The following is a 24,418-nucleotide window of genomic DNA, read 5'->3' on the forward strand; positions in this document are numbered from 1 at the left end:
CCGCGCAGTAATGTGACGGCTTCGGGGTCCCCGGGCCGGCTCCAGGATCTCGCCAGTGGACGCGCCGGTCCCCATGGAATCGAGAGGGTGGACTCAGTGAACTTGCGCGACCTGGTGTACAGGCTTTACGCACGCCGCGTGGAAGGCCGTCTCGACCACACCCAGGTGCCCAAGCACATTGGCGTCATCCTCGATGGCAACCGGCGCTGGGCGAAGGCGTCCGGCGGTACGGCCGAGCAGGGCCACAAGGCCGGCGCCAGCAAGATCCAGGAACTGCTCGGCTGGTGCTCCGAGACCGATGTCGAGGTCGTCACCCTCTGGCTGCTCTCCACGGACAACCTGGACCGGCCCGAGGACGAGCTGATCCCCCTCGTCGGCATCGTCGAGAACGCGGTCCGCGACCTGGCGGCCGACGGCCGCTGGCGGGTGCACCACGTCGGCACGCTCGACCTGCTGCCCGACCGTACGCAGACCGTCCTCAAAGAGGCCGAACAGGCCACCGTCGACAACAAGGGAATACTCGTCAACGTCGCCGTGGGCTATGGCGGCAGGCAGGAGATCGCCGACGCGGTCAGCTCGCTCCTGATGGACCACGCCCAGAAGGGCACCTCCTTCGAGCAGCTCGCCGAGATCATCGACGTCGACATGATCTCCTCCCACCTCTACACGCGCGGCCAGCCGGACCCGGATCTGGTCATCCGTACCAGTGGTGAACAGCGCCTTTCCGGGTTCATGCTCTGGCAGAGCGCCCATTCGGAGTACTACTTCTGCGAAGTTTTCTGGCCGGCTTTCCGGAAGGTCGACTTCTTGCGGGCCCTGCGTGACTACGCGGCGCGTCACCGCCGCTACGGGTCCTGAACCGCTTCTCCCACCTGGACGGCGGGCGTTCACGGTCCGGTTTCTGTCCGGTTCCGATCGGCTCGGCCCGGCTCTGTCACCTCCGGTTCACCGGCTGTCCGCCGACTGTGCTGGCATGGCGGCGCGTGTTCGAGGGAATACCTCCTTCTAGCCGATGTCCGAAAGTTAGGTCAGTGGACATCGCATCTCAGCGGACGGCATGGGGCCGTCCGCCCGGGAGGCCCTTTGCACCAGGACGACCGTGCGATGAGACGTACGGGCGACACGGAGGGCCGGAGTTCGGCCCGCGCATGGGGTCTGAGCCCGGCCCACCCGCCCCGCGACGCCGTCGCACCCCGACCTCATCCGAGGGGGTACGTCCTTCCGTGGTGACCAGCACAAAGCGCCGCATGCCCGACAGGCGCACCTACGTTCTCGACACCAGCGTCCTGCTGGCCGATCCCAACGCCATGTCCCGGTTCGACGAGCACGAAGTGGTGCTCCCGATCGTGGTGATCACGGAGTTGGAGGCCAAGAGGCACCATCCGGAGCTCGGCTACTTCGCCCGGCAGGCACTGCGCCTGCTCGACGACTGCCGGATCAGGTACGGCCGTCTCGATGCCCCCATCCCCCTGGGCGACCTGGGGGGCACGCTGCGCGTCGAGCTCAACCACTCTGATCCCGGCATTCTGCCCGCCGGCTTCCGATTGGGGGACAACGACTCACGGATTCTCGCGGTCGCGCGCAATCTCCAGGCGGAGGGGTACGACGTGACGGTCGTCTCCAAAGACCTGCCGCTGCGCATCAAGGCCTCGTCGGTCGGCCTCCTCGCCGAGGAGTACCGCGCCGAACTCGCCGTCACGGACTCCGGCTGGACGGGGATGAGCGAGCTGTCCCTCGCAGGGGACCAGATCGACCTCCTCTTCGCCGAGGAGTCCCTCTATGTGCCCGAGGTGAGCGATCTGCCCGTGCACACCGGACTGGTGCTCCAGTCCGAGCGCGGCAAGGCGCTCGGCCGGGTCACCGCCGAGGGCAATGTCCGGCTCGTCCGCGGCGACCGTGAGGCCTTCGGGATCCACGGCCGCAGCGCCGAGCAGCGCATCGCCCTCGATCTCCTCCTCGACCAGGACATCGGCATCGTGTCGATGGGCGGCCGGGCCGGCACCGGCAAGTCGGCGCTGGCCCTGTGCGCGGGTCTGGAGGCGGTCCTGGAGCGCAGGCAGCATCAGAAGGTGATGGTCTTCCGGCCGCTGTACGCGGTCGGCGGCCAGGAACTCGGCTATCTGCCCGGCAGCGAGGCCGAGAAGATGAGCCCCTGGGCGCAGGCCGTCTTCGACACGCTGTCCGCGGTCGCCGGCCGTGAGGTGATCGAGGAGGTGCTGGGGCGCGGCATGCTCGAAGTGCTGCCGCTCACACACATCCGGGGCCGTTCCCTGCATGACGCGTTCGTCATCGTCGACGAGGCCCAGTCCCTGGAGCGGAACGTTCTGTTGACCGTTCTGTCGCGTATCGGGGCGAATTCCCGGGTGGTCCTGACTCATGACGTGGCGCAGCGCGACAACTTGAGGGTGGGCCGGTACGACGGGGTCGTCGCCGTCGTCGAGAAACTCAAGGGTCATCCGCTCTTCGCGCATGTCACGCTCACCCGTTCCGAGCGCTCGCAGATCGCCGCACTCGTGACCGAAATGCTGGAGGACGGTCAGATGTAGGGGGTGTGGGGCGTTCTCGCGGGTAACGCGTATCACGCCCCGTTTCACCACAGTTGGGCGCCGCCCGGCGAAGCCGAAGAGCTTAGCCGGGCGGCGTTCTGGTGCGCGGGTATTTCCGTGAATCCCTTGGGGCAAACGGGGTGTGAGCTTTCCCACGCGGCGGGGAATTGCCTCGCGGCGTCAACGTCCGGCAGAGTCTTGCTTCCGTCAGGCCCCCGCATGCGGCACATGCGTATGCACCTCCACAGGTGCTGCACCACACAACTCAACAGCCGTCGCCGCATGCCGCCCGCGCACCACGCGGCAGTCCCCGTAAGGGGGTTGCCCACCGGGCCCGCGTCTCCCGTGACCCAGCAGTCGGAGACCAGTGCCAGGGGCACGATCGCGCCCCTGAGGTCACCTGCCGGGCGATGCTGGAAGGACACCGTGTGAGCCGGATCTCGGTCCGGGGATTCGCCGTGGCATCGGCCACTGCGGTCACCACCGTCGGCGCTGTCGTGGGTGTTGCCTCGGGCGACCCCCAGGTCTCGGACGCCAATCTTGAGGCGACCGCAGCCGACACGACGCTCCTCGCAGACATCCCCGCAGGACAGCAGGCGCAGGTGCAGACCGCGTCGCTGGCAGAGCAGGCGGACGTGCAGGCCTCCGCGGCCGACGCGACCGCGAAGAAGTCCGCGGAAGAGTCGGCCCGTATGCAGGCCGCCAAGGACGCCAAGTCCAAGAAGGCGGCGGCCGACGACAAGGCCGAGCAGGAGCGTCTGGACAAGGAGAGGGCCGAACAGGCCAAGAAGGACGCGGAGCGCGCGAGCCGCGACGAGGTCCGCTCCTCCAGCTCCTCCGGCTCCTTCGCCCAGCAGAGCTCTTACACGGTCGCCGACGTCCAGTCGATCGCCCGGCAGATCGTGCCGGCCGACCAGTTCCAGTGCTTCAGCAACATCGTGAATCACGAGTCGACCTGGAACTACCAGGCGGAGAACCCGTCTTCCGGTGCGTACGGTCTTGTCCAGGCGCTCCCCGCCTCCAAGATGTCCTCCGCGGGCGCCGACTGGCGGACCAACCCGGCCACGCAGATCAAGTGGGGCCTGAACTACATGAACGACCGCTACGACAGCCCCTGTGGCGCCTGGTCGTTCTGGCAGGCCAACAACTACTACTAGAGGCATCCCCGGCCCGTCCGGCCGGAAGTCCGGTCCGTCCGGCGCTCAACCTCGCGCAGCCCCTCGCCGTCCTACGGTGGGGGGCTGCGCACGTGTACGGTCATTCCTGAACTGCCCCGGGGAGCGAGTGGGGAGTCAAGCAGGGGGGAAGAGGGAACATCATGTCGAGAGTGCCGTCCTGGCTCGGTCAGGTGGGTGCGGAACTGACCCGTATGAGCGCGCGTTTCGAAGAGCGCAGAGCCGAGGCCGAGGCCGACGACGAACCGGTCACCACGCGGGCGGACATCCCCCCGCCCCCCTCGTACGCCCCCGTTGTCGCGGCGAAGCCCGATCCCGTCTCCGCCATCCCCTGGGGCATGCGGGTCGCCGGTGAGGCCGCCTGGCGGCTCCTCGTCCTCGGTGGCCTGCTCTGGGTGCTCATGCGTGTCATCAGCGCCGTGCAACTGGTCGTCATGTCCTTCGTCATCGCGCTGCTCATCACCGCGCTCCTCCAGCCCACGGTCGTCCGCCTCAAGGGGCTCGGCGTACCGCGCGGACTGGCCACGGCCCTCACCGCGATAGCGGGATTCGTCCTGATGGGGCTGGTCGGCTGGTTCGTCGTGTGGCAGGTCATGGAGAACATCGACGACCTCTCCAACCGCGTCACGGACGGCATCAACGAGCTGAAGCAATGGCTGCTCAACAGCCCGTTCCATGTGACCGAGGACCAGATCAACGACATCGCGAAGAGCCTGAGCGACGCCGTCGGGTCCAACACCGAGGAGATCACCTCCGCCGGCCTTCAGGGCGTGACGGTGATGGTCGAGTTCCTGACCGGAATGTTCCTCGCGATGTTCTCGACGCTCTTCCTGATGTACGACGGCAGCAAGATCTGGCAGTGGACGCTCAAACTGGTCCCGGCGCAGGCCCGTGAGGGAGTCGCCGGAGCGGGTCCGCGGGCCTGGCACACCCTCACCGCCTACGTGCGTGGCACGGTCCTGGTCGCCCTGATCGACGCGATATTCATCGGTCTCGGGCTCTACTTCCTCGATGTCCCGCTCGCCGTGCCGCTCGCCGTCTTCATCTTCCTCGGCGCCTTCATCCCGCTGGTCGGCGCCGTGATCTCGGGCGCCCTGGCGGTGGTGGTGGCGCTGGTCACCCAGGACGTGTTCACCGCGCTGATGGTGCTGCTCGTCGTCCTGGGCGTCCAGCAGATCGAGGGCCATGTGCTCCAGCCCTTCATCCTGGGCCGCGCGGTACGGGTGCATCCGCTCGCCGTCGTCCTCGCGGTCGCCATCGGCGGTCTGGTCGCGGGCATCGGGGGCGCGGTGGTCGCGGTGCCGCTGGTGGCGGTCACCAACACCGTCGTCGGCTACCTCCGCGCGTACAGCCAGGAACAGGACCTGCGGAACTCGCCCTCGCCGCACGGCCCGGCGCGCACCGACGCCCAGCCCGACCCGACGCCCGTACCCGCCGCATCAGTTCCGGCGGCGGCCCCGGCGCCGTCGGCCACGCCCGCCTCCGCCGAGGCGGCGGACGGCACGCGGTGATCTCCGAACCGGAGCTGGAAGGCGAGCCGAACGGGCGGACCGGGCAGGCGTCGTCGTCGGCGGAACGGCCGGCGGGCGTGTGACGGCAGACGTGAGGGGCCCGGCGGACAGGCTGTCCACCGGGCCCCTCGTCTTCGCGGGACTGTCTCCGCGTAACGCCTACTCGGCCGGGACGGCGTCGGCGAGTACGGCCTCGGAGTCGATCGTCGCGCCGACCGCCTGGATCACCGCGGCGATCTTGACGGCTTCCTGGATCGTCTCGCGGTCCACGTCGGCCTTGCGGAGCACCTGCTCGTGCGAGTCGAGGCACTGGCCGCAGCCGTTGATGGCGGAGACGGCGAGCGACCACAGCTCGAAGTCCACCTTCTCCACACCCGGGTTGCCGATCACGTTCATCCGCAGACCGGCGCGCATAGTCCCGTACTCGGGGTCCGACAGCAGGTGCCGGGTCCGGTAGAAGACGTTGTTCATCGCCATGATCGCGGCGGCCGACTTGGCGGCGGTGTACGCCTCGGGGCTCAGGTTGGCCTTGGCCTCCGGCTCCAGTTCGCGCAGCACGCGCGGCGAGCGCGAGGCGATCGCGCAGGCCAGTACCGTGCCCCAGAGCCGCTGCTGCGGCAGCTCGCTGTTGCCGATGACCGAACCGAGGTTCAGTCGCAGGTCCTTGGCGTAGTCCGGCAGGGCCGACTTCAGTTCATCGAGAGCCATCGGATATCACTCTCCCGACAGGAGCTTGACGGGGTCGAGCGTGGTCTCGCCCTTGTTCCAGTTGCACGGGCACAGCTCGTCGGTCTGCAGAGCGTCCAGCACCCGCAGGACCTCCTTGGGGTTACGGCCCACGGAACCGGCGGTCACCATCGTGAACTGGATCTCGTTGTCCGGGTCGACGATGAAGACGGCGCGCTGCGCGAAGCCGTCCTCGCCCTCGATGCCCAGGTCGCGCATCAGCTCGTGCTTCGAGTCGGCCAGCATCGGGAAGGGCAGGTCGCGCAGGTCGGGGTGGTCCTTGCGCCAGGCGTGGTGCACGAACTCGGAGTCGCCCGAGAAGCCGAGGATCTGGGTGTCACGGTCGGCGAAGTCCTCGTTGAGCTTGCCGAAGGCCGCGATCTCGGTCGGGCACACGAACGTGAAGTCCTTGGGCCAGGCGAAGATGACCTTCCACTTGCCTTCGTAGGTCTTGTGGTTGATCTCCTCGAACTCCTTGCCGCTCTCGAGTGAGACGCAGGCGGTCAGTTCGAACGAGGGGAACTTGTCACCAACAGTGAGCACGCGCACTCCTTGTGGGGAAAGGAGATCCCATTTGGGGGTCTTCCGGGCGGTTGGGCAGATCACTGATGGTGGCACGGACGATATTGATCACGGAAATAGCTAGACTCGGTCGCCGCGATCGGAAGGACCTATCAGTGGTGCCCACGAGTTACGTCAAACACTCCGGCCAGCGGGGCAAACAGCCCAGTCTGTCCCAGTTGCGCGCCTTCGCGGCCGTCGCCGAGCAGCTGCATTTCCGGGACGCGGCCGCCGCGATCGGGATGAGCCAGCCCGCTCTCTCCGGGGCCGTCTCGGCGCTGGAAGAGGTGCTCGGCGTACAGCTCGTGGAGCGTACGACACGCAAGGTGATGCTCTCCTCGGCCGGTGAGCGGCTCGCGGTCCGGGCGAGGACCGTACTGGACGCGGTCGGCGCGCTGCTGGACGAGGCCGAGGCGGTACGGGCCCCCTTCACCGGGATCCTCCGGCTCGGGGTGATCCCGACCGTGGCACCGTATCTGCTGCCGACGGTGCTCCGGCTGGCGCACGGGCGCTATCCGGAGCTGGATCTCCAGGTGCACGAGGAACAGACGTCGTCCCTGCTGGACGGGGTGGCGGCCGGCCGGCTGGACCTGCTGCTGCTCGCCGTGCCGCTCGGCCAGCCGGGAATCACCGAACTGCCGCTGTTCGACGAGGACTTCGTCCTGGTCACGCCGGACGCCCACCGGCTCGGCGGATGCCGGGACCTGCCGCGCGAGGCGCTGCGCGAGCTGCCGCTGCTGCTGCTCGACGAGGGGCACTGTCTGCGCGACCAGGCACTGGACATCTGCCGCGAGGCGGGGCGTACCGACGGCGTGCCCGCGACGACCACCGCGGCCGGCCTGTCCACGCTGGTGCAATTGGTGGCGGGCGGGCTCGGGGTCACGCTGCTGCCGCGGACGGCGGTCCAGGTCGAGACGGGGCGTAACGACCGGCTGGCGACGGGGTACTTCGCGGACCCCGCGCCGTCGCGCCGGATCGCGCTGGCGATGCGGACGGGCGCGGCGCGCGGCGGGGAGTTCGAGACGTTCGCGGAGGCGCTGCGGGAGGCGCTGAGGGAGTTGCCGGTGCGCGTGGCCGGGCCCGCGCCCGCGTGCGTACCGGCGCAGCGGCGGGAGCCGGGCTGAGGCGGGGCCGGGGCCGGGATCGGGCGCGGACGCCGGGCACCCGGGCACCCGGGCCATCGGCCGAGGTGCCCGGCAGCCGGGTCGCGGGCGGACGGGGCGCCTGGCGGCCCGTGGCTCGGTACCCCCGTGGCCCGTGACTCGGTTGCCCGGTTGCCCGTGGCTCGGCGGCCGTACTACGGACCTGCGCCCGGTGCCCGCGCCCCCAACACCCGTGGCCCCGGCGGGTGGTCATATCGACCCCCGCTGGTGGCTCACTCCGTTCGCAGTCCCTCCGGCCGCATCATCCGCCACAGCGGCGGCATGCTGAGCACCGTAACCAGCAGGATCACTGCGGCGCCCGCGCCCGCGTAGGGCACGAAGCCCCACCAGTCGCCGACCGGTTTGGCGATCATGTTGAGCAGGACGGCCCCGAGGGCCAGCCCGCCCGCGATGGCCAGTGCCGTACCGACCACCACCGGTACGGCGGTCTGCCAGAGCACTGACCAGGCGAGCGTCGCCCGACGTGTACCGAACGCCACCAGGACCGACAACAGCCGCCTGCGTTCACGCAGTTGCTCGATCTGTGAGATGAGCATGCTCGCGGCGATCAGCCCCATCGTGGCGGTGCCGCCGATCATCAGCCCGGTCCGCACACTGGCGTACTGCTTGTCCCGCTCGACGCGCTTGACCGTCGTCACCCGCATCGACGGGTCGAGACCGGCCGCTGTGTTGCGTACATGCTCCACCGCGTCCGGCACCCGGTCGTCCACCCGGATCGTGGCCGTGGTCGTCGCGCTCGTCAACCGGCTCGGGTCGATGGCACCGGGTGTGGCGAAGATGCCGTCGGTCTCGCGCCCGAGAGGATCCTTCCGGGCCTGGACCGTACGGGCCGGCGCCGGCAGCGTCCACAGCACCGGCGGCGAACCGTCGCGCGCGGAACGCGTGTTGAGGTCGACAGGCTTTCCCGGCCTGGCGGTCTCGTCGACCCAGTCGTTCATCCGCTTCTGCCCGGGGATGTGGGACACGAAGGCGTCTCCGTCCGCGCAGGAGGGCAGCTTCGCGAGTTCCCGCAGGGTGGCGCAGGTGCCGACGGTCAGGGTGGTGGTCGGACGGATGCCGCCGTCCGGCACGGGCCCCGGCGCGATCACATACTTCTCGACCGTGCCGATGACCTTGGTGACGCCCTTGGTGGCCCGGAAATCGTCGATCATCCGCTGGGCCAGTTCCCCGTTCCCGAACGACGCGCTGACCGTGATGTTCGCGCGCGTCGGGTCCTGGCCGGTGGGCTTGACGAAGGCCTCGTGCATCCCGCCGAACATCATCTGGAGGGCGATGGCGCCCGCCACCACCACGGTGATCCCGCTGACGGCCCGCGCCGCCGAGCCGCTGCCCAACTGAAGCCTGCGGGTCGCGAGTTGCCAGGCGACGGGTCCGCCGCGCAGCCGGGCCACGGCGGCCTCGACCGCCCAGGGCAGCAGGGTGGTCAGACCGACCAGCACGAGCACCGCGCCGCTCGCGATGGTGTACTGGTCGACCGTTCGGGTCTCTTCGTTCACGGTCCGGGTCGTCATCAGGAGGGCGATGCCGACGAGAGGTATCGGCAGCCGCCACCACAGCCGACGGCGGCAGGTGCCGGAGTTCCGTACGACGCCCAGCGGTTCGATGGCGACCGACCGCAGCGCGACCAGCGTCACCGCGACGGCGGCGACCGGTACGGCCGGCACGATCAGCGTGGCGAGCGCGGGTACGGGGCTGAGATCGGCGGGGAAGGCGCTGAGGTTCCACAGCCGCATCCCGCCCACGAAGGGCCGCGCCGCGAGGAAGAGCACGAGCCCGACGAACACGCCCAGGGCCGACCCGAACAGCGCCTCTCCGGCCGCGATACGCCGGGTCATCGCGATGTCGGCGCCCACCAGCCGCAGCGCGGCGAGCCTGCGGTCCCTGCGGTCGCCGCCGAAGCGGACGGCGGTGGCGATGAAGATGGCCACGGGCACCAGCAGAACGACACAGATCAGGATGACCAGTACCACCACGGACGGGTTCATGGGAGTGGGCGAGGTGTCGTCGCCCCACCCCGAGGTCCTGCTGCCGCCCCTCGCGAGGGTGAGCGTGTCACTGCCCGCGTAGAAACGCAGCTCGCCGGGGTCGAGCAGGCCGGGATCGGCGATGGTGCCGACGATCCGGTGGCCGAGCCGCTCCTTGAGGAGGGCGCCGTCGGGCGAGCCGAGCAGATCCCGCAGGGCGGGGGAGACCACCATCTCGCCGGGGGCCGGTATCTTCCCGACCCCGGGCGGTGCGGGTGCGTTCGGGCCGTCGGGGCGCAGCAGCTCACCACCGACGGGGTCGTCGCGGTACTCGGTGCTCGCGTCGACGTGCAGAAGGGTCGCGTCCGAGCGCTCCACCTGGGCGCCGGACCACGTGCCGACGGCGATACGGCCATCGCCGCGGTCGCTCCGCGCGTCGATCATCCGCGGTACGGACGCGGCGAAGAAGAGCAGCGTCACACCGATGCCGACTCCCACCGCGGTCAGGGTGGTCCGGACCCAGCCCTCGCGCCCGCCCGCCGCGGCGAACCGTATGCCGAGCCCGAGGTCACGCACCCGGGCGCCGATGCCCCCGGGAGGCGCGTTCCCGTTCCCGGTCCGCCGGTCGAGCGGCGTCATACGGCGTGCTCCAGGCCGCCGTACTCCAGGTCGCGGGATTTCCCGTCGCGTATGACGACCTCACGGTCGGAGTACGCGGCGACCCGCGCCTCGTGGGTGACCAGGACGACGGCGACGTCGCCGGCCCTGGCCGCCTCGGTGAGCAGCTCCATCACCCGCTCGCCGTTGAGGGAGTCGAGGGCGCCGGTCGGCTCGTCGGCGAAGACCAGCCGCGGGGAGGCGACCAGCGAACGGGCCACCGCGACCCGCTGCCCCTGCCCACCGGAGACCTCGCCGGGCCGCTTCGCCCCGATGCCGTCGACCTCCAGGCGTTCCATCCAGTCCAGGGCGGTACGTTCGGCGTCCTTGCGCCGGACGCCGGTCAGCCGCAGCGGCAGCGCCACGTTCTCCACGCACGTCAACTCGGGTACGAGCTGGCCGAACTGGAAGACGAAGCCGAACTCGGTACGGCGCAGGGTGCTGCGCTCGGCGTCCGACATGGCGGTCAGGGGGCCGCCCTTGTAGGTGATGGTGCCCGAGTCGGGGGTGACGATCCCGGCGAGGCAGTGCAGCAGGGTCGACTTGCCGGAGCCGGACGCACCCATGACGGCGACGATCTCACCGGGCCGGATGGAGAACGACGCGCCGTCGAGCGCGGCGGTCGGGCCGTAGGCCTTGCGCAGGTCGTCGGCCACGAGCAGCGGTTCGCCGGTCGCCATCAGCGCACCTTCTCCGCGAGCTTGTCGAGCCGGGCCGCGGTCAGCTCCAGCCAGCGCAGATCCGCCTCCAGGTGGAACAGCGCGTGGTCGCAGATCAGTTGGTCGACCAGGTCGCCCTCGCGCTTGCGCGCGGTGAGGTCGCGCATCATCCGCAGATGTTCGGCGCGCTGGGTGTCGAGCAGATCGGTGGCGCTGCGGTCGGTGAGCAGCGCGATGACGACCTTCGTGTAGAGGGTCGACTGGAGGTACGGTTCCGGCTTCTCCGGCTGGTCGAGCCAGTGCTTGACGTCGATGACGCCGGCCGGGGTGATCGCGTACCGCTTACGCTCGGGACCGGCTCCGGCCTCGATCCCGTCGACTTCGACGAGCCCGTTCTTCAGGAGGCGGGACATGGTCGAGTAGACCTGCCCGTAATGGAGGGGCCGGTCATGTCCAAATTGCTGGTCGAACGCGCGCTTGAGGTCGTAGCCGTGGCGCGGTCCCGATTCGAGGAGCCCGAGAAGGGTGTGACCGATTGACATGCGGGCAACTATACACCGCGCGTATACATCGCATGAATAGCCCGCACCCTTCCCGCGAACAGATCTCCGGCGCGGGCCGGAGCCCTCCACCCCCCATCGGGGGGGCGTATGGACACACGAGGCGACCCGCGGACGAGGGGACGGGCGGGAGGGGGGCGGGGTCGCAGGAGGTGACGTGTCCGGACGTAAAGCGTGATTTGTGCCGCACGCCGGCCCGCACCTGAAAGACGAACCCGCACGCGGCGTAAATCATGCAGTCCGGACATGCGCCTCCGGAGCCCCCGGCCCCCGCACCACCCACACGCCGCGCCGCACCCCGACCCGCCCCGCAGGACACCGCGCCCCCGGCTACCGGTCGCCCGCCGAACCGCCCCCGGCGTCATCGTCCGCCCCCGACGACTCCGACGCCCCCGACGACTCCGGCGGCCCCGACGGCTCCGGCGCCCCCGCCTTCCGCGGCCGCCCCCGCCGCGGAATCGGCCCCGCGTTCCCCGGCAGCCGCCCCGCGTCCGCCAGCGCCCGTCGCAACAGGAACTCGATCTGCGCGTTCGCGCTGCGCAGTTCGTCGGACGCCCAGCGGGCCAGGGCGTCGTACACCGCCGGATCCACGCGCAGCAGGATCTGCTTTCGTTCGGTCACTGGTAAAGCGTGCCCGTGTTGACGACGGGCTGGGCGGCGCGGTCCCCGCACAGCACGACGAGCAGGTTGCTCACCATCGCGGCCTTGCGCTCCGAGTCCAGCTCCACGATGTCCTCCTCCGTCAGTCGGGTCAGTGCCGCCTCGACCATGCCGACCGCGCCGTCCACGATCTCCCGGCGAGCCGCGACGACCGCGCCCGCCTGCTGGCGCTGGAGCATCGCGGAGGCGATCTCCGGGGCGTACGCGAGGTGCGTGAAGCGGGACTCGATGATGTGGACGCCGGCCGCCTCCACCCGGGCGTGCAGTTCGACGGCGAGCTTCTCGGTGATCTCCTCGGCGTTGCCGCGCAGCGAGAGGCCGTCCTTCTCGTGAGCGTCGTACGGGTACTCGATGGCGATGTGCCGTACGGCGGCCTCGGTCTGGGTGGAGACGAACTCCAGGAAGTCGTCCACCTCGAACAGTGCCTGTGCCGTGTCCTCGACCTTCCAGACCACGACCGCGGCCAGCTCGATCGGGTTGCCGTAGGCGTCGTTGACCTTGAGGACGGCCGTCTCGTGGTTCCGCACCCGCGTGGAGATCTCCGTACGGGAGGTGAGCGGGTTGACCCAGCGCAGTCCGTCCGTACGGATCGTGCCGCGGTAGCTGCCGAAGAGCTGGACGACCCGGGCCTCGCCGGGCGACACCGTGTTCAGTCCGCACATCGCGAAGAACGCGACGATCGCTATGAGTATGCCGACGCCGATCAGTGCGGCCTTCGGGCCGTCCGAGGTGAGCGTGGCGCCCAGGGCGATCAGGGCGACGCCCAGGCCGAGTCCGAGCAGTCCGAGCAGCAGGGCGAGGCCGCCGCCGATGTTGTGGGCGGCGAATTCCCGGACCCGTGGGGCGGGCATCTCGGGCAGGTCGTCGGCGAGAGGTGTGCTGGTGGTGGTCATGATCGGGCCCCGTTTCCGTGCTGATCCCGCGGTTCCGCGGTGGCTATCATTCTGATACCACATTAATGGCTTTGGCAACCCTGAGGCCCTCTCGTGAGTCGGTTCCAGTGGGTACGGGTGCTGATTGTCACGCCCGGAAAGGCCGGATCGGTTGGTCTTTGTCACAGCGGGCGGTGTTAGCTTTCTGAGCTGATTCCGGACCAGAGGCGCCAAAGAGCCAAGGGGCACCAAGAGGCCAAGAGGCGCCAAAGAGCCAAGAGGCGCCTAAAAGCGCGAGAGACGGCAAGAGACGGCAAGACCCGCGACACCGATACCGACGGCACGACACCAACACCGACGGCGACAGACCTGAGAGCGGAGCTGCACGGCCATGGCCCGAGCGGAAGCCACACGTGCCCGGAAGCATGGAACGCGCCGGGCGGAGAGAGGGGGAGGCGGCGGCATACGCCGCTTCTTCACGCCGAGGAAGCTGCTCGGCACGTTCTTCGGGCTCTGTCTGCTCGGCATGGGCGGGCTCTTCGTGATCTATCTGATCGTCCCCGTGCCCAGCGCCAACGCGCAGGCCGAGATGCAGAGCAACGTCTACAAGTACAGCGACGGGAAGATCCTCACCCGCACGGGCCAGGTCAACCGCGAGATCGTCGGCCTGGACCAGATCCCCAAGGGGATCCAGCGGTCCTTCGTCGCCGCCGAGAACAAGGGGTTCTACGGCGACTCCGGCGTCGACATCAAGGGCACGGCCCGCGGCCTGATGAACACCCTCTCCGGCAAGGGCAAGCAGGGCGGCTCGACGATCACCCAGCAGTACGTCAAGAACTACTACCTGGACCAGGACCAGACGGTCACCCGCAAGCTCAAGGAGCTGGTGATCTCCCTGAAGGTGGACCAGAACAAGGGCAAGAACGAGATCCTCGCCGGGTACATCAACACCAGCTACTACGGGCGCGGCGCGTACGGCATCCAGGCCGCGGCCCAGGCGTACTACGGCATCGACGCGTCCAAGCTGAGTGTCGCGCAGGGCGCCTACCTCGCCGCACTGCTCCAGGCCCCCAGCCAGTACGACTGGTCCTCGGCCACCGCCACCGGCAAGAAGCTGGCCACCGAGCGCTGGAACTATGTCCTCGACAACATGGTCGAACAGCACTGGCTGGACTCCTCGGCCCGCTCCGGCCTGAAGTTCCCCGTCCCGCACGAGCCCAAGGCGGCCCCCGGCATGGAGGGTCAGACCGGCTATCTCGTCGAGGCCGCCAATGACGAACTGGCCGCCCAGGGCATCGACAAGAGCGAGATCGACGCGGGCGGCTGGACGGTCACCCTCAACATCGACCGGAAGCGGCAGAAGCAGCTGGAGAAGTCGGTCGACAAGCAGCTGGAGAGCAAGCTCGACCGCAAGGGCAACAAGACGGACGCCACGGTGCAGGCGGGAGCGACGTCCGTCGACCCGAAGACCGGCCGGGTCGTCGCGCTGTACGGCGGCAGGAACGCCACCGAACACTGGATATCCAACGCCACCCGCTCCGATTACCAGCCCGCCTCGACCTTCAAGCCGATCGTCCTCACCTCCGCCCTGGAGAACGGCGCCCAGACGCAGGACGGCCGGCGGATCGGCATCGGCACGATGTACGACGGCACCAGCAAGCGGCCCGTCGTGGGCAGCGACACCCCCTTCGCCCCGCAGAACGAGGACGACCGGGACTACGGCCCCGTCGACGTCCAGACCGCGATGAACGACTCCATCAACTCCGTCTTCGCGCAGATGGTCGTGGACGTCACCCCCAGCGCGGTCAAGCGGACCGCGCTGGACCTCGGGATGCCGGACAAGAACTTCCCCGAGCGCCCCGCGATCACTCTCGGCACGATGAACGCCTCCACCTGGGACATGGCCGGTGTGTACGCGACGCTCGACAACCACGGCACGAAGGTCACGCCGACCATCGTGAAGTCGGCCGAGCACAAGGACCGTACGGTCGAGATGCCGGACCCGGTGGGCGAGCAGGCGGTCAGCAGGGAGACGGCCGACACCGTGACCCGTACGCTGCAAGGCGTCGTCGACAACGGCTCGGGCGCCGAGGCCAACACCTCCGCCTATGACGCGGCGGGCAAGACCGGTACGTCGGAGAACAACAAGTCCGCGTGGTTCGCCGGCTACACCCCCCGGCTCACCACGGTCGTGGCGCTGTTCGGCGAGTCGACCAAGGAGGGCGGCGGCCAGGTCACCCTGACCGGCACCGCCAACAGCGGCCGTGCCAACGGCGGTGGCTTCCCCGCCAGGATCTGGGCGGACTACACCCTCGGCGCGCTGAACGGCGGATCCGATGAGCAGTTCGACCTGGACGTCGCCCCACCCGTACAGACCGGGGTGACGAAATCGCCGACCGCACCCAGTCCGACGACGACGCCGACCACGGAGTCACCGGACCCCACGCCCACGACACCGTCGCCCGATCCCACCGAATCGACGAGCGAGTCCCCGCCCGCGCCGCCGACGGATTCGCCGCCGGCCACGGAGCCCGGCGGCGGGGAGACCGGCGACCCGTGGCCACCCGACGGTGGGGAGACCGGTGACCCCACGGGCGGCGCGGACCCGCCCGGAGACGGCGACCAACTGCCGTTCGGCCAGTAGCTGTACGGGGTTCCAGTAGCTGTACAGGGTTACAGAGTTACGGGGTGGCCCCGGCAGGCACGTACAAGCCTGCCGGGGCCACCCCGTAACCATCGCGGTCCGACGCCGGTCCGACGCCGGTCCGCGCCGGACCGGTCAGCCGCCGTTCACCTTCTTGGCGATCCGGTCGCCGATGTTCTTGTCGATGTTGCGCCAGTACTGGAGCGCCCGTTCCAGCACGGGCGCGGACACTCCCTGCGCGAGATGGCCGGCGACGTTCGACACCAGCCGGTCGCGCTGCGCGTCGTCCAGCACCTGGCGGACCTGTGTGCCCGCCTGGCCCCAGTCGTCGTCCTCGCGGTGCGGCTTGTACGCCTCGCGCACCATCTCGCCCGCCGAGGCCCAGCCCGCCGGCTCGCCGAAGCGCTCGGTGTCGGCGGCGGGACCGCCGTACGAGTTCGGCGCGTACGGCCTCGCCGCGTTCGACGCCACGTACCGCATCGGACCGTCCTTGGAGTACGAATCCACCCGCGAATGCGGCCGGTTGGGCGGCAGCTGGGTGTAGTTCGGACCGATCCGGTACCGGTGCGTGTCCGGGTACGAGAAGAGCCGGCCGAGCAGCATCTTGTCCGGGGACGGGCCGATGCCCGGCACCAGGTTCGAGGGCTCGAACGCGGCCTGCTCGATATGGATGAAGAAATTGTCCGGGTTCTTGTTGAGCGTCATCCGGCCGACATCGATCAACGGGTAGTCGCCGTGCGGCCACACCTTGGTCAGGTCGAACGGGTTGAAGCGGTAGTCGGCCGCCGCCTCGAACGGCATGATCTGGACCTTCAGGCTCCAGGTCGGCGCGTTCCCGGACTCGATCGACTCGTACAGGTCACGGCGGTGGTGGTCGCCGTCCGTGCCGGCCATCTCGTCGGCGTCGGCCTGGCTGAGGTAGTCGATGCCCTGGTCGGTCTTGAAGTGGTACTTCACCCAGAACCGCTCGCCCCCGGCATTCACCCACATATAGGTGTGCGAGCTGTAGCCGTTCATGTGCCGGAAGGACTTCGGGATGCCCCGGTCGCCCATCAGCCAGGTCACCTGGTGCGCGGACTCGGGGGAGAGCGTCCAGAAGTCCCACTGCATGTCGTTGTTGCGCAGCCCGGTGGCCGGGTGGCGTTTCTGCGAGCGGATGAAGTCCTGGAACTTGATCGGATCGCGTACGAAGAAGACCGGCGTGTTATTACCGACCATGTCGTAGTTGCCGTGTTCCGTATAGAACTTGAGCGCGAAACCGCGGGGGTCCCGCCAGGTGTCGGGCGAGCCGAGCTCACCGGCGACCGTCGAGAAGCGGGCCAGCATCTCGGTGCGCCGGCCCGGCTGGAAGAGGTCGGCCTTGGTGAACTGGCTGACGTCGTTGGTGACTTCGAAGACGCCGTAGGCGCCCGCGCCCTTGGCGTGGACCACTCGTTCGGGGACCCGTTCACGGTTGAACTGGGCCATTTTCTCGATGAGGTAGTGGTCCTGGAGCAGGATGGGGCCGTCGGGGCTGATGGTGAGCGAGTGCTCGTCGCTCTCCACCGGGATGCCGACGTTGTTCGTGGTGTAGGGAGTCCTGGGGGATGACTCGGCCATGAGTGTCCTCCCGTCGAGAGAAGGCCCGAACCACGTGAACCGAGGGAGTGGAAACCCAGATCCTGTGCCGGGCTGGGACAGCGGTCACTACGGCCGCCTGCCCCAGCTAACCTCTACGACACCTTGTCGGCAACATTTGGAAACGGGCCCGCCCTGAGCCCGCTCGGCCCCGCGAACCAGGCCTCGGTGAACGAGATCCCGCGTGCCGAACGGCCCCCGTAGCGATCGCATCGGGCCCCGAACCGATCGCGTCGGGCGAACTGATCATGCCGGCGCCGAACCGATCGTGTCGGGTTCCCGAACCGATCGTGTCGGGGCCCGTACCGATCACGTCCGGGTCGAGATCTCGAACCAGACCACCTTCCCGGTGGACAGCCGGGTCGCTCCCCAGCGCCGTGCGAGCCGGTTGACCAGGAACAGTCCCCGTCCGCCCTCGTCCGTGTCGCGGGCGCGCCGCTGCCTGGGCAGCTGCGGTGAATCGTCCCCGACCTCGCAGCGCAGTACGTCCGTGCGGAGCAGCCGCAGCGTCACCGGACGCTCCGCGTACCGCACGGCGTTGGTCACGACCTCGCTGATCAGCAGCTCGACCGAGTCGCTCAGCTCTTCCAGGTTCCAGCGGGACAGCGCCCGCCGGGCCAGCCGTCGGGCCCGCCCGGGAGCGGCGTCCTCCGGCTCCAGGAACCAGTACGCGACATCGCTCGGCGCGATGCCGTCGAACCGGGCCGCGAGCAGCGCGATGTCGTCGTCCCGGTCGCCCGGTCCCAGCACATCGAGCACGTCGTCGCAGAGCGCCTCCAGCGGCGGGGAATGGTCGGGCCCGGTCAGCTGCGCGGTGGCCGCGAGGCGCTCCCGCAACTGCTCGATACCCGTCCAGACGTCACGCAGCCGCGACTCGACCAGACCGTCCGTGTAGAGCAGCAGTGTCGCTCCGGCGGGCGCGTCCAGCTCGACGGCCTCGAAGTCCACCCCGCCGACCCCGATCGGCGCCCCGGGCGGTACCCGGAGCACCTCGGCCCGGCCGCCCAGATGCAGCAGTATCGGCGGCGGATGCCCGGCGTTGGCGATGGTGATCCGGTGCGCGACCGGGTCGTAGACCGCGTAGAGACAGGTGGCCATCCGGTCCGTGCCGAGCCGTTGGGCCTGCTCGTCCAGGTGGTGCAGCACTTCCTGCGGCGGCAGGTCCAGACCGGCGAGGGTCTGCGCCGTCGTCCGCAGCTGGCCCATGATCGCCGCGGAGGTCATGGAGTGCCCCATGACATCGCCGACGACCAGCGCCACCCGGCTGCCCGGCAGCGGGATCGCGTCGTACCAGTCACCACCGACCCGGGCCGTCTCGGCGGCGGGCAGATAGCGCGAGGCCAGCCGCACTCCGGTCGGCTGCGGAAGGTTCTCCGGCAGCATCGTGCGCTGGAGCTCGTCGGCGATGTACGCCTCGCGGCCGTACAGCACCGCCTTGTCGATCCCCAGCGCCGTGTGCGTCGCCAGCTGCGCCGCGACCAGCAGATCGTTCGGCTCGAAGGGCGACCGGTCCGGCCTCCGCAGGAACACCGCGGCGCCGATGACCCGCCGTCGGCCCCGCAGCGGCGCGAGGATCGCGCGGTGCCCGGTCGGTACGGTGCGGTCCACGCCCAGCAGCTCGGGCAGCGCGGCGCGGGCCGCGGCCGAGTCGCCGAAGACCGGACGCACGCCGCGCAGCACCTCGGAGAGCGCGCCCCCGGAGTGCACCTCGCACAGCTCCGCCGCCGGCATCAGATCGGACTGCGGATCCAGGATCGGCAGCCGCAGCCCCTCGGTGACCTGTACCTGTGGCGGGATGGGGCTGATGGGCGAGCCGTTCTCGGTGTCCTCGTCGGTCAGCCGCAGCCGGTCCGTGCGCCGCAGCCGCAGCACGAACGGCGACACCGGCCGCTCGTCGCCGACCGGCAGCGGATCACGCAGATAGACGAGTATCGCGTCGGAGAACGTCGGTACGGTCGCCCTGCACAGCCCCAGCACGATCTCGTCCAGGTCTATGCCGCGTGCGATACGGCGGGTGGCGGCTCCCACGAAGCGCAGCCGGTCGCCCTCGCGCCGTGCGGTCCCCGCGGGGTCCGCCGCCGGGGCCGGCACCGTGGGCTGAGGCGGCGCCGAGGCTGCCGCCTCCTGCCGCGGCCTCGTGCGTTCCTGCGACCGGGCAACCAGTGGCTGCCGGCCTTCGTGGGAGGGGGGGTGCTCCGTCACGCGTGGGGTTCCGTCCGTCCGGGCCGGTGGTGCGATGCGATCGCTTCGACAGGGTGGCAGCCCTCCCGCACGGCTCCACCCCCTCGAGTGATTCACGCGGTCGATGTGATTCACGGTCGTTGTGACTTGCGGTCGTAGCGACTAACGGTGTGACGTGTGGTGTGACATGCGGCCAATCCGTGCGCTGCGCTCACCCGTTGACACGGGCGCCGATGTTCCGGAGGACGATCCTACGTTTGAACCCTGGGGCCACATCAAGGGTCTCATGGCCCTGAGAGCGCTGCCCGGGTGATCACGGCGTTGGTCAGCACGCATACGGGCAGGGCTCGTTCGGGTGGGACCGCCCCGGGACGGAGTCATCCGTACGAGGGGCGTTCGGGCAGGAATCGTCCCGGTGTGAGTCATTCGTACGGGGGGCAATGGGTGGCGTACTGATGCCAGCGAGACGCGTACGGGTGCCGACAAGTCGTGTACAGATGTCAACGAGTCGCGTACGAATGCCGAGGAGTCGTGTACAGGCGACGACGAGTCGCGTACGGGTGCCACCGCGCTTCGTGTGTGGTTCATCGCGCTCGGACCTCCGCTCGTACCGGCGCCCGGTCCCAGCCGTCCGGCAGCCGGGGCACCCCCCAGCGGGGGTCGGGCCGCCAGTGCTCCCAGCCGTCGCGGAACGGGGCGCCCCAGGCGTCGATCAGGTCGACCGCCGCCCGCCCGGCCTTCCTGACCCGCCGCGCCTGGTCCCGCTCCATCAGTCCGTCCTGCTGGGCCTGGGCGAACTCGTCCTCGTCGCGCCACCGCCAGCTGCGGTCCGGGTAGACATCGATATCGAGGAAATGGTCCTCGGAGTCGATGCCTCCGGCCCAGCGGGTGCGCGGCTCCTCCAGATTCACGTACCAGTTCTGGAAGCGCCAGCCGCGCTCCCACCACAGCCACACCGACCAGGGCTCGCCCGGCCGTGCCAGCTTCAGCACACCCATCCCGTACCAGCGGTCGTGCGCCACCGTGCGCGGCTTGGTGTAGCGGCTGGTCAGTGGCTCGTGGTGGACGGGTGTACCGTCCGCGAGCACCGGCCGTACGCACGGTGTGTCCGGCGCCAGCCACGCCGCGAGCAGTTCGTCGGTGTCCTGCACGACCGTGACAGGGCGGCAGATATGCACGCGGTCTCCGGCGTTCTCCCGGTACCGCCACAGGATCTGAGTGCCGGGCGCCCAGCGCCGCCCGTCCGTTTCCGTCGCTGCCATGCGCAGATCTTAGGCGTGTCGTACGGATCTTGCCCGGTCCATGGCCGCAGCGGTCCCGTATTCACGGCCGCGACCGACCCGTATTCACGGCCTCGTCATACGCAGCACATCCAGCGCCTCGTCGAGCTGCTCCAGGGTGAGATCGCCGCGCTCCACGTACCCGGCGGCCAGGACCGTCTCGCGGATCGTCCGGTGCTCGGCCAGGGACTTCTTGGCGACCTTGGCCGCCTCCTCGTACCCGATGTACTTGTTCAGCGGGGTGACGACGGACAGGGAGGACTCGGCGTACTCACGGGCCCGGCCGGCGTGCGCGGTGATGCCGTCGACGGTGCGGTCGGCGAGCAGCCGGGAGGCGTTGGCGAGGAGCCGTACGGACTCCAGGAGGTTCTTGGCGATCACCGGGAGCATCACGTTCAGCTCGAAATTCCCGGCGGCGCCGGCCGCGGCGACCGTGGCGTCATTACCGGTGACCTGCGCGGCGACCATCAGCACGGCCTCCGGGATCACCGGGTTGACCTTGCCGGGCATGATCGAGGAACCGGGCTGGAGGTCGGGCAGGCTGATCTCGGCGAGCCCGGTACGCGGGCCCGAGGCCATCCAGCGCAGGTCGTTGCAGATCTTGGTCAGCGAGCCGCCGAGGGTACGGAGCTGTCCCGAGGTCTCCACGAGCCCGTCGCGGGCGCCCTGCGCCTCGAAGTGGTTACGGGCCTCCGTCAGCGGCAGCCCGGTCGCGTCGGCGACCTCGGCGATGACGGCCGCGGAGAACCCGGGCGGGGTGTTGATACCGGTGCCCACCGCCGTACCGCCCAGGGGCAGTTCGGCGAGCCGGGGCAGCGAGGCGGTCAGCCGCTCCACGCCGTACCTGACCTGCGCGGCATAGCCTCCGAACTCCTGGCCCAGCGTGACGGGCGTGGCGTCCATCAGATGCGTACGGCCCGACTTCACGACGTCCTGGAACTCCTCGGCCTTGCGCTCCAGGGAGGCGGCGAGATGCTCCAGGGCCGGGATCAGATCGCCGGTGACGGCGGCGGTCGCGGCGATGTGGATGCTCGATGGGAAAACGTCGTTGGAACTCTGCGAGGCATTGACGTCGTCGTTCGGGTGGACGGGACGGCCGAGGCGCTCGGTGGCGAGCGTGGCGAGCACCTCGTTGGTATTCATGTTCGAAGAGGTACCTGAGCCCGTCTGGAAGACGTCCACCGGAAAGTGTTCGTCCCAGCGGCCCTCCGCGACCTCGGCCGCCGCGGCCTGGATGGCTTCGGCGACATCCTTTCCGATCACATCGAGGTCGGCGTTGACCTTGGCCGCGGCCGACTTGATACGGGCCAGGGCCTCGATGTGCGCGCGTTCGAGCCGCTGTCCCGAGATGGGGAAGTTCTCCACCGCACGCTGTGTCTGGGCCCGCCACTTGGCGTCCGCGGGCACCCGCACCTCGCCCATGGAGTCGTGCTCGGTGCGGTACCGGCTCTTGTCCGGGGTCTGACCGTCTGCGGTCTGACCGTCCAGAGTCTGGCCGTCCGGGGTCCGGCCCCGCCCCACACCCGTGTTCTCGTCCGTCGTCATCGTTGTCGTACCTCCTGTCTGGATGAGCGTCCGGCTGACCTCGTGTGTTCCCCTGAACGCATACGTTCCCCCGAACGAGTGTTCCCGGGGCGCCTCTGCGAAGACGTACCTGTGAAGACGTACCTGTGAAGGCGTATCCGCAAAAAGCGGCGCCCTCCCCGGCGGAATTCCGGGGAGGGCGCGGCGTACGTCCGAGCGGGAGCCGGTCAGGCCAGGCCGGGGCCGCGGACCGGGATGCTGGTGAAGGTCGGGGCGGGGGCCGGCTCGGTGAAGAAGTCGTTGCCCTTGTCGTCCACGACGATGAACGCGGGGAAGTCCTCCACCTCGATCTTCCAGACCGCTTCCATGCCCAGCTCCTCGTACTCCAGGACCTCGACCTTCTTGATGCAGTCCTGGGCGAGACGCGCGGCCGGGCCGCCGATCGAGCCGAGGTAGAAGCCGCCGTGCGAGCCGCAGGCGTCGGTGACCTGTGTGGAGCGGTTGCCCTTGGCGAGCATGACCTTCGAGCCGCCCGCCGCCTGGAACTGCTCCACGTACGAGTCCATCCGCCCGGCCGTCGTCGGACCGAACGAGCCCGAGGCGTATCCCTCGGGGGTCTTCGCCGGGCCCGCGTAGTAGACGGGGTGGTCCTTCAGGTACTGCGGCATCTCCTCGCCCGCGTCGAGCCGCTCCTTGATCTTGGCGTGCGCGATGTCGCGGGCCACGACCAGCGGTCCGGTGAGCGAAAGCCGGGTCTTGACCGGGTACTTGGTCAGCTCGGCGAGCACCTCGTCCATCGGACGGTTGAGGTCGATCCGTACGACGCCGCTCTCGTCCAGGTGCTCGTCGGTCGTGTCGGGGAGGAAGCGCGCCGGGTCCTTCTCCAACTGCTCCAGGAAGACGCCCTCGGCGGTGATCTTCGCGACGGCCTGGCGGTCGGCCGAGCAGGAGACGGCGATCGCGACCGGCAGCGACGCGCCGTGGCGCGGCAGGCGCACCACCCGCACGTCGTGGCAGAAGTACTTTCCGCCGAACTGCGCGCCGATACCGATCTTCTGCGTCAGCTCGAAGACCTTCTCCTCCAGCTCCTTGTCACGGAAGCCGTGACCGGTGGGGGAGCCCTCCGCCGGCAGCTCGTCCAGGTAGTGCGCGGAGGCGTACTTCGCGGTCTTCAGCGCGAACTCGGCCGACGTGCCGCCCACGACGATCGCCAGGTGGTACGGCGGGCACGCGGCCGTACCGAGCGAACGGATCTTCTCCTCCAGGAACTTCATCATGGAAGCCTCGTTGAGGACCGCCTTGGTCTCCTGGTAGAGGAACGACTTGTTGGCGGAGCCGCCGCCCTTCGCCATGAAGAGGAACTTGTAGGCGCCGCCGTCGGTCGCGTACAGCTCGATCTGCGCGGGCAGGTTCGAGCCGGTGTTCTTCTCGTCCCACATGGTCAGCGGGGCCATCTGCGAATAGCGCAGGTTGAGCTTGGTGTACGCGTCGTAGATGCCGTGCGACAGCGCCTCTTCGTCGCCGCCCTCGGTCAGCACGTTCTGACCGCGCTTGCCCATCACGATCGCCGTGCCGGTGTCCTGGCACATCGGGAGGACGCCCGCGGCCGCGATGTTCGCGTTCTTCAGCAGGTCGAGCGCCACGAACTTGTCGTTCGAGGACGCGTCGGGGTCGTCCACGATCCGGCGCAGCTGGGTGAGGTGGGCCGGGCGCAGGTAGTGCGAGATGTCGTGCATCGCCTCGGCGGCGAGCGTCCGCAGTGCCTCCGGGGCGACCTTGAGGAACGTACGCCCGTCGGCCTCGAAGGACGAGACACCGTCGGAGGTCACCAGCCGGTACGGCGTGGTGTCCTCTCCCAGGGGGAGCAGATCGGAGTACGCAAACTCTGGCATTACGGCCATTCCTCACTCGACAGACGGAGGCGCGGCCTCCATTGGCGGCGCGCATCCAGCGTAGGGCGCCGTACTGACACCGCTCCTGTGAGGTAAGGCTCAGTTCCGGCGGTACCCCCGTGTTCGCGGCGCTCTCGGCCGCGCCGGGAAGCGGCGGTCCAGGGGTGTGTTCCCGGCGACAGGGCCGGACAGGCCCTAGTCGCGATCTATCGCGTTTCGCTACGCT

18 protein-coding genes are annotated in these 24,418 nt (G+C 69.4%); 6 read left to right on the top strand and 12 right to left on the bottom strand.

The window, feature by feature from the left end; all coding sequences use genetic code 11:
• Positions 1-96: 96 nt before the first annotated feature.
• The 4 genes from ACIQD6_RS02480 (at position 97) to ACIQD6_RS02495 (ending at position 5,232) form a co-directional block, all read left to right on the top strand.
• Entirely contained in the window at positions 97-858 is a 762-nt protein-coding gene (locus ACIQD6_RS02480) for an isoprenyl transferase (protein WP_401878090.1), read from the top strand.
• Between the two features lie 365 nt (positions 859-1,223).
• Positions 1,224-2,546 (top strand): PhoH family protein, encoded by a 1,323-nt coding sequence (locus tag ACIQD6_RS02485; protein ID WP_401877206.1) that lies wholly within the window; start codon positions 1,224-1,226, stop codon positions 2,544-2,546.
• A gap of 428 nt (positions 2,547-2,974) precedes the next feature.
• Positions 2,975-3,703, top strand: a complete 729-nt coding sequence (locus ACIQD6_RS02490) for a transglycosylase SLT domain-containing protein (protein WP_401877207.1) — start codon at positions 2,975-2,977, stop codon at positions 3,701-3,703.
• A 161-nt stretch (positions 3,704-3,864) separates the two neighbouring features.
• Positions 3,865-5,232 carry an AI-2E family transporter gene (locus ACIQD6_RS02495; RefSeq protein ID WP_401877208.1) on the top strand — a complete coding sequence of 456 codons (1,368 nt, stop codon included), beginning with the start codon at positions 3,865-3,867 and terminating at the stop codon, positions 5,230-5,232.
• A 159-nt stretch (positions 5,233-5,391) separates the two neighbouring features.
• Here the strand turns inward: ACIQD6_RS02495 and ACIQD6_RS02500 are convergent, their stop codons facing one another.
• Together ACIQD6_RS02500 and ACIQD6_RS02505 are read right to left on the bottom strand one after the other, a co-directional pair.
• The gene (locus ACIQD6_RS02500; protein ID WP_401877210.1) at positions 5,392-5,940 is read right to left on the bottom strand and encodes an alkyl hydroperoxide reductase; all 549 of its coding nucleotides are present in this window, start codon (positions 5,938-5,940) and stop codon (positions 5,392-5,394) included.
• A 6-nt stretch (positions 5,941-5,946) separates the two neighbouring features.
• The gene (locus ACIQD6_RS02505; RefSeq protein WP_401877212.1) at positions 5,947-6,501 is read right to left on the bottom strand and encodes a peroxiredoxin; all 555 of its coding nucleotides are present in this window, start codon (positions 6,499-6,501) and stop codon (positions 5,947-5,949) included.
• Between the two features lie 137 nt (positions 6,502-6,638).
• Here ACIQD6_RS02505 and ACIQD6_RS02510 point away from each other — a divergent pair, with 137 nt between their 5' ends.
• Entirely contained in the window at positions 6,639-7,643 is a 1,005-nt protein-coding gene (locus ACIQD6_RS02510) for a LysR substrate-binding domain-containing protein (RefSeq protein WP_401877214.1), read from the top strand.
• A gap of 251 nt (positions 7,644-7,894) precedes the next feature.
• Here the strand turns inward: ACIQD6_RS02510 and ACIQD6_RS02515 are convergent, their stop codons facing one another.
• From ACIQD6_RS02515 to ACIQD6_RS02535, 5 genes are all read right to left on the bottom strand, one after another.
• Positions 7,895-10,285 (bottom strand): FtsX-like permease family protein, encoded by a 2,391-nt coding sequence (locus tag ACIQD6_RS02515; RefSeq protein WP_401877215.1) that lies wholly within the window; start codon positions 10,283-10,285, stop codon positions 7,895-7,897.
• Complete coding sequence (locus ACIQD6_RS02520; protein WP_401877217.1) at positions 10,282-10,983, bottom strand: ABC transporter ATP-binding protein; 702 nt, start codon at positions 10,981-10,983, stop codon at positions 10,282-10,284. The genes ACIQD6_RS02515 and ACIQD6_RS02520 overlap by 4 nt, the downstream gene beginning before the upstream one ends.
• The gene (locus ACIQD6_RS02525) at positions 10,983-11,504 is read right to left on the bottom strand and encodes a PadR family transcriptional regulator (protein WP_401877218.1); all 522 of its coding nucleotides are present in this window, start codon (positions 11,502-11,504) and stop codon (positions 10,983-10,985) included. The genes ACIQD6_RS02520 and ACIQD6_RS02525 overlap by 1 nt, the downstream gene beginning before the upstream one ends.
• A gap of 348 nt (positions 11,505-11,852) precedes the next feature.
• Positions 11,853-12,194, bottom strand: coding sequence for a hypothetical protein (locus ACIQD6_RS02530; RefSeq protein ID WP_401877220.1), 342 nt, complete (start codon positions 12,192-12,194; stop codon positions 11,853-11,855).
• Positions 12,140-13,138, bottom strand: coding sequence for an SPFH domain-containing protein (locus tag ACIQD6_RS02535; RefSeq protein ID WP_401877222.1), 999 nt, complete (start codon positions 13,136-13,138; stop codon positions 12,140-12,142). Before ACIQD6_RS02535 ends, ACIQD6_RS02530 begins: the two co-directional genes overlap by 55 nt.
• 307 nt (positions 13,139-13,445) lie before the next feature.
• On the opposite strand from ACIQD6_RS02535, the gene ACIQD6_RS02540 reads away from it, so the two are divergent.
• Positions 13,446-15,698: a transglycosylase domain-containing protein gene (locus ACIQD6_RS02540; protein WP_401877224.1), complete on the top strand. Its 2,253-nt coding sequence runs from the start codon at positions 13,446-13,448 to the stop codon at positions 15,696-15,698.
• 135 nt (positions 15,699-15,833) lie between these two features.
• Here ACIQD6_RS02540 and ACIQD6_RS02545 read toward each other — a convergent pair whose 3' ends face one another.
• From ACIQD6_RS02545 to ACIQD6_RS02565, 5 genes are all read right to left on the bottom strand, one after another.
• Positions 15,834-17,297 (bottom strand): catalase, encoded by a 1,464-nt coding sequence (locus ACIQD6_RS02545; protein WP_401877225.1) that lies wholly within the window; start codon positions 17,295-17,297, stop codon positions 15,834-15,836.
• 327 nt (positions 17,298-17,624) lie between these two features.
• Complete coding sequence (locus ACIQD6_RS02550) at positions 17,625-19,517, bottom strand: SpoIIE family protein phosphatase (RefSeq protein WP_401877227.1); 1,893 nt, start codon at positions 19,515-19,517, stop codon at positions 17,625-17,627.
• Between the two features lie 563 nt (positions 19,518-20,080).
• Positions 20,081-20,758 (bottom strand): DUF402 domain-containing protein, encoded by a 678-nt coding sequence (locus tag ACIQD6_RS02555; protein ID WP_401877229.1) that lies wholly within the window; start codon positions 20,756-20,758, stop codon positions 20,081-20,083.
• A gap of 84 nt (positions 20,759-20,842) precedes the next feature.
• Positions 20,843-22,321, bottom strand: coding sequence for a class II fumarate hydratase (locus tag ACIQD6_RS02560; RefSeq protein WP_401877231.1), 1,479 nt, complete (start codon positions 22,319-22,321; stop codon positions 20,843-20,845).
• Positions 22,322-22,527: 206 nt separating this feature from the next.
• Positions 22,528-24,192 (bottom strand): fumarate hydratase, encoded by a 1,665-nt coding sequence (locus ACIQD6_RS02565; protein ID WP_401877232.1) that lies wholly within the window; start codon positions 24,190-24,192, stop codon positions 22,528-22,530.
• Positions 24,193-24,418: the final 226 nt, after the last annotated feature.

It is taken from the genome of Streptomyces sp. NPDC088400, from assembly GCF_044753355.1.
Lineage (GTDB): Bacteria > Actinomycetota > Actinomycetes > Streptomycetales > Streptomycetaceae > Streptomyces.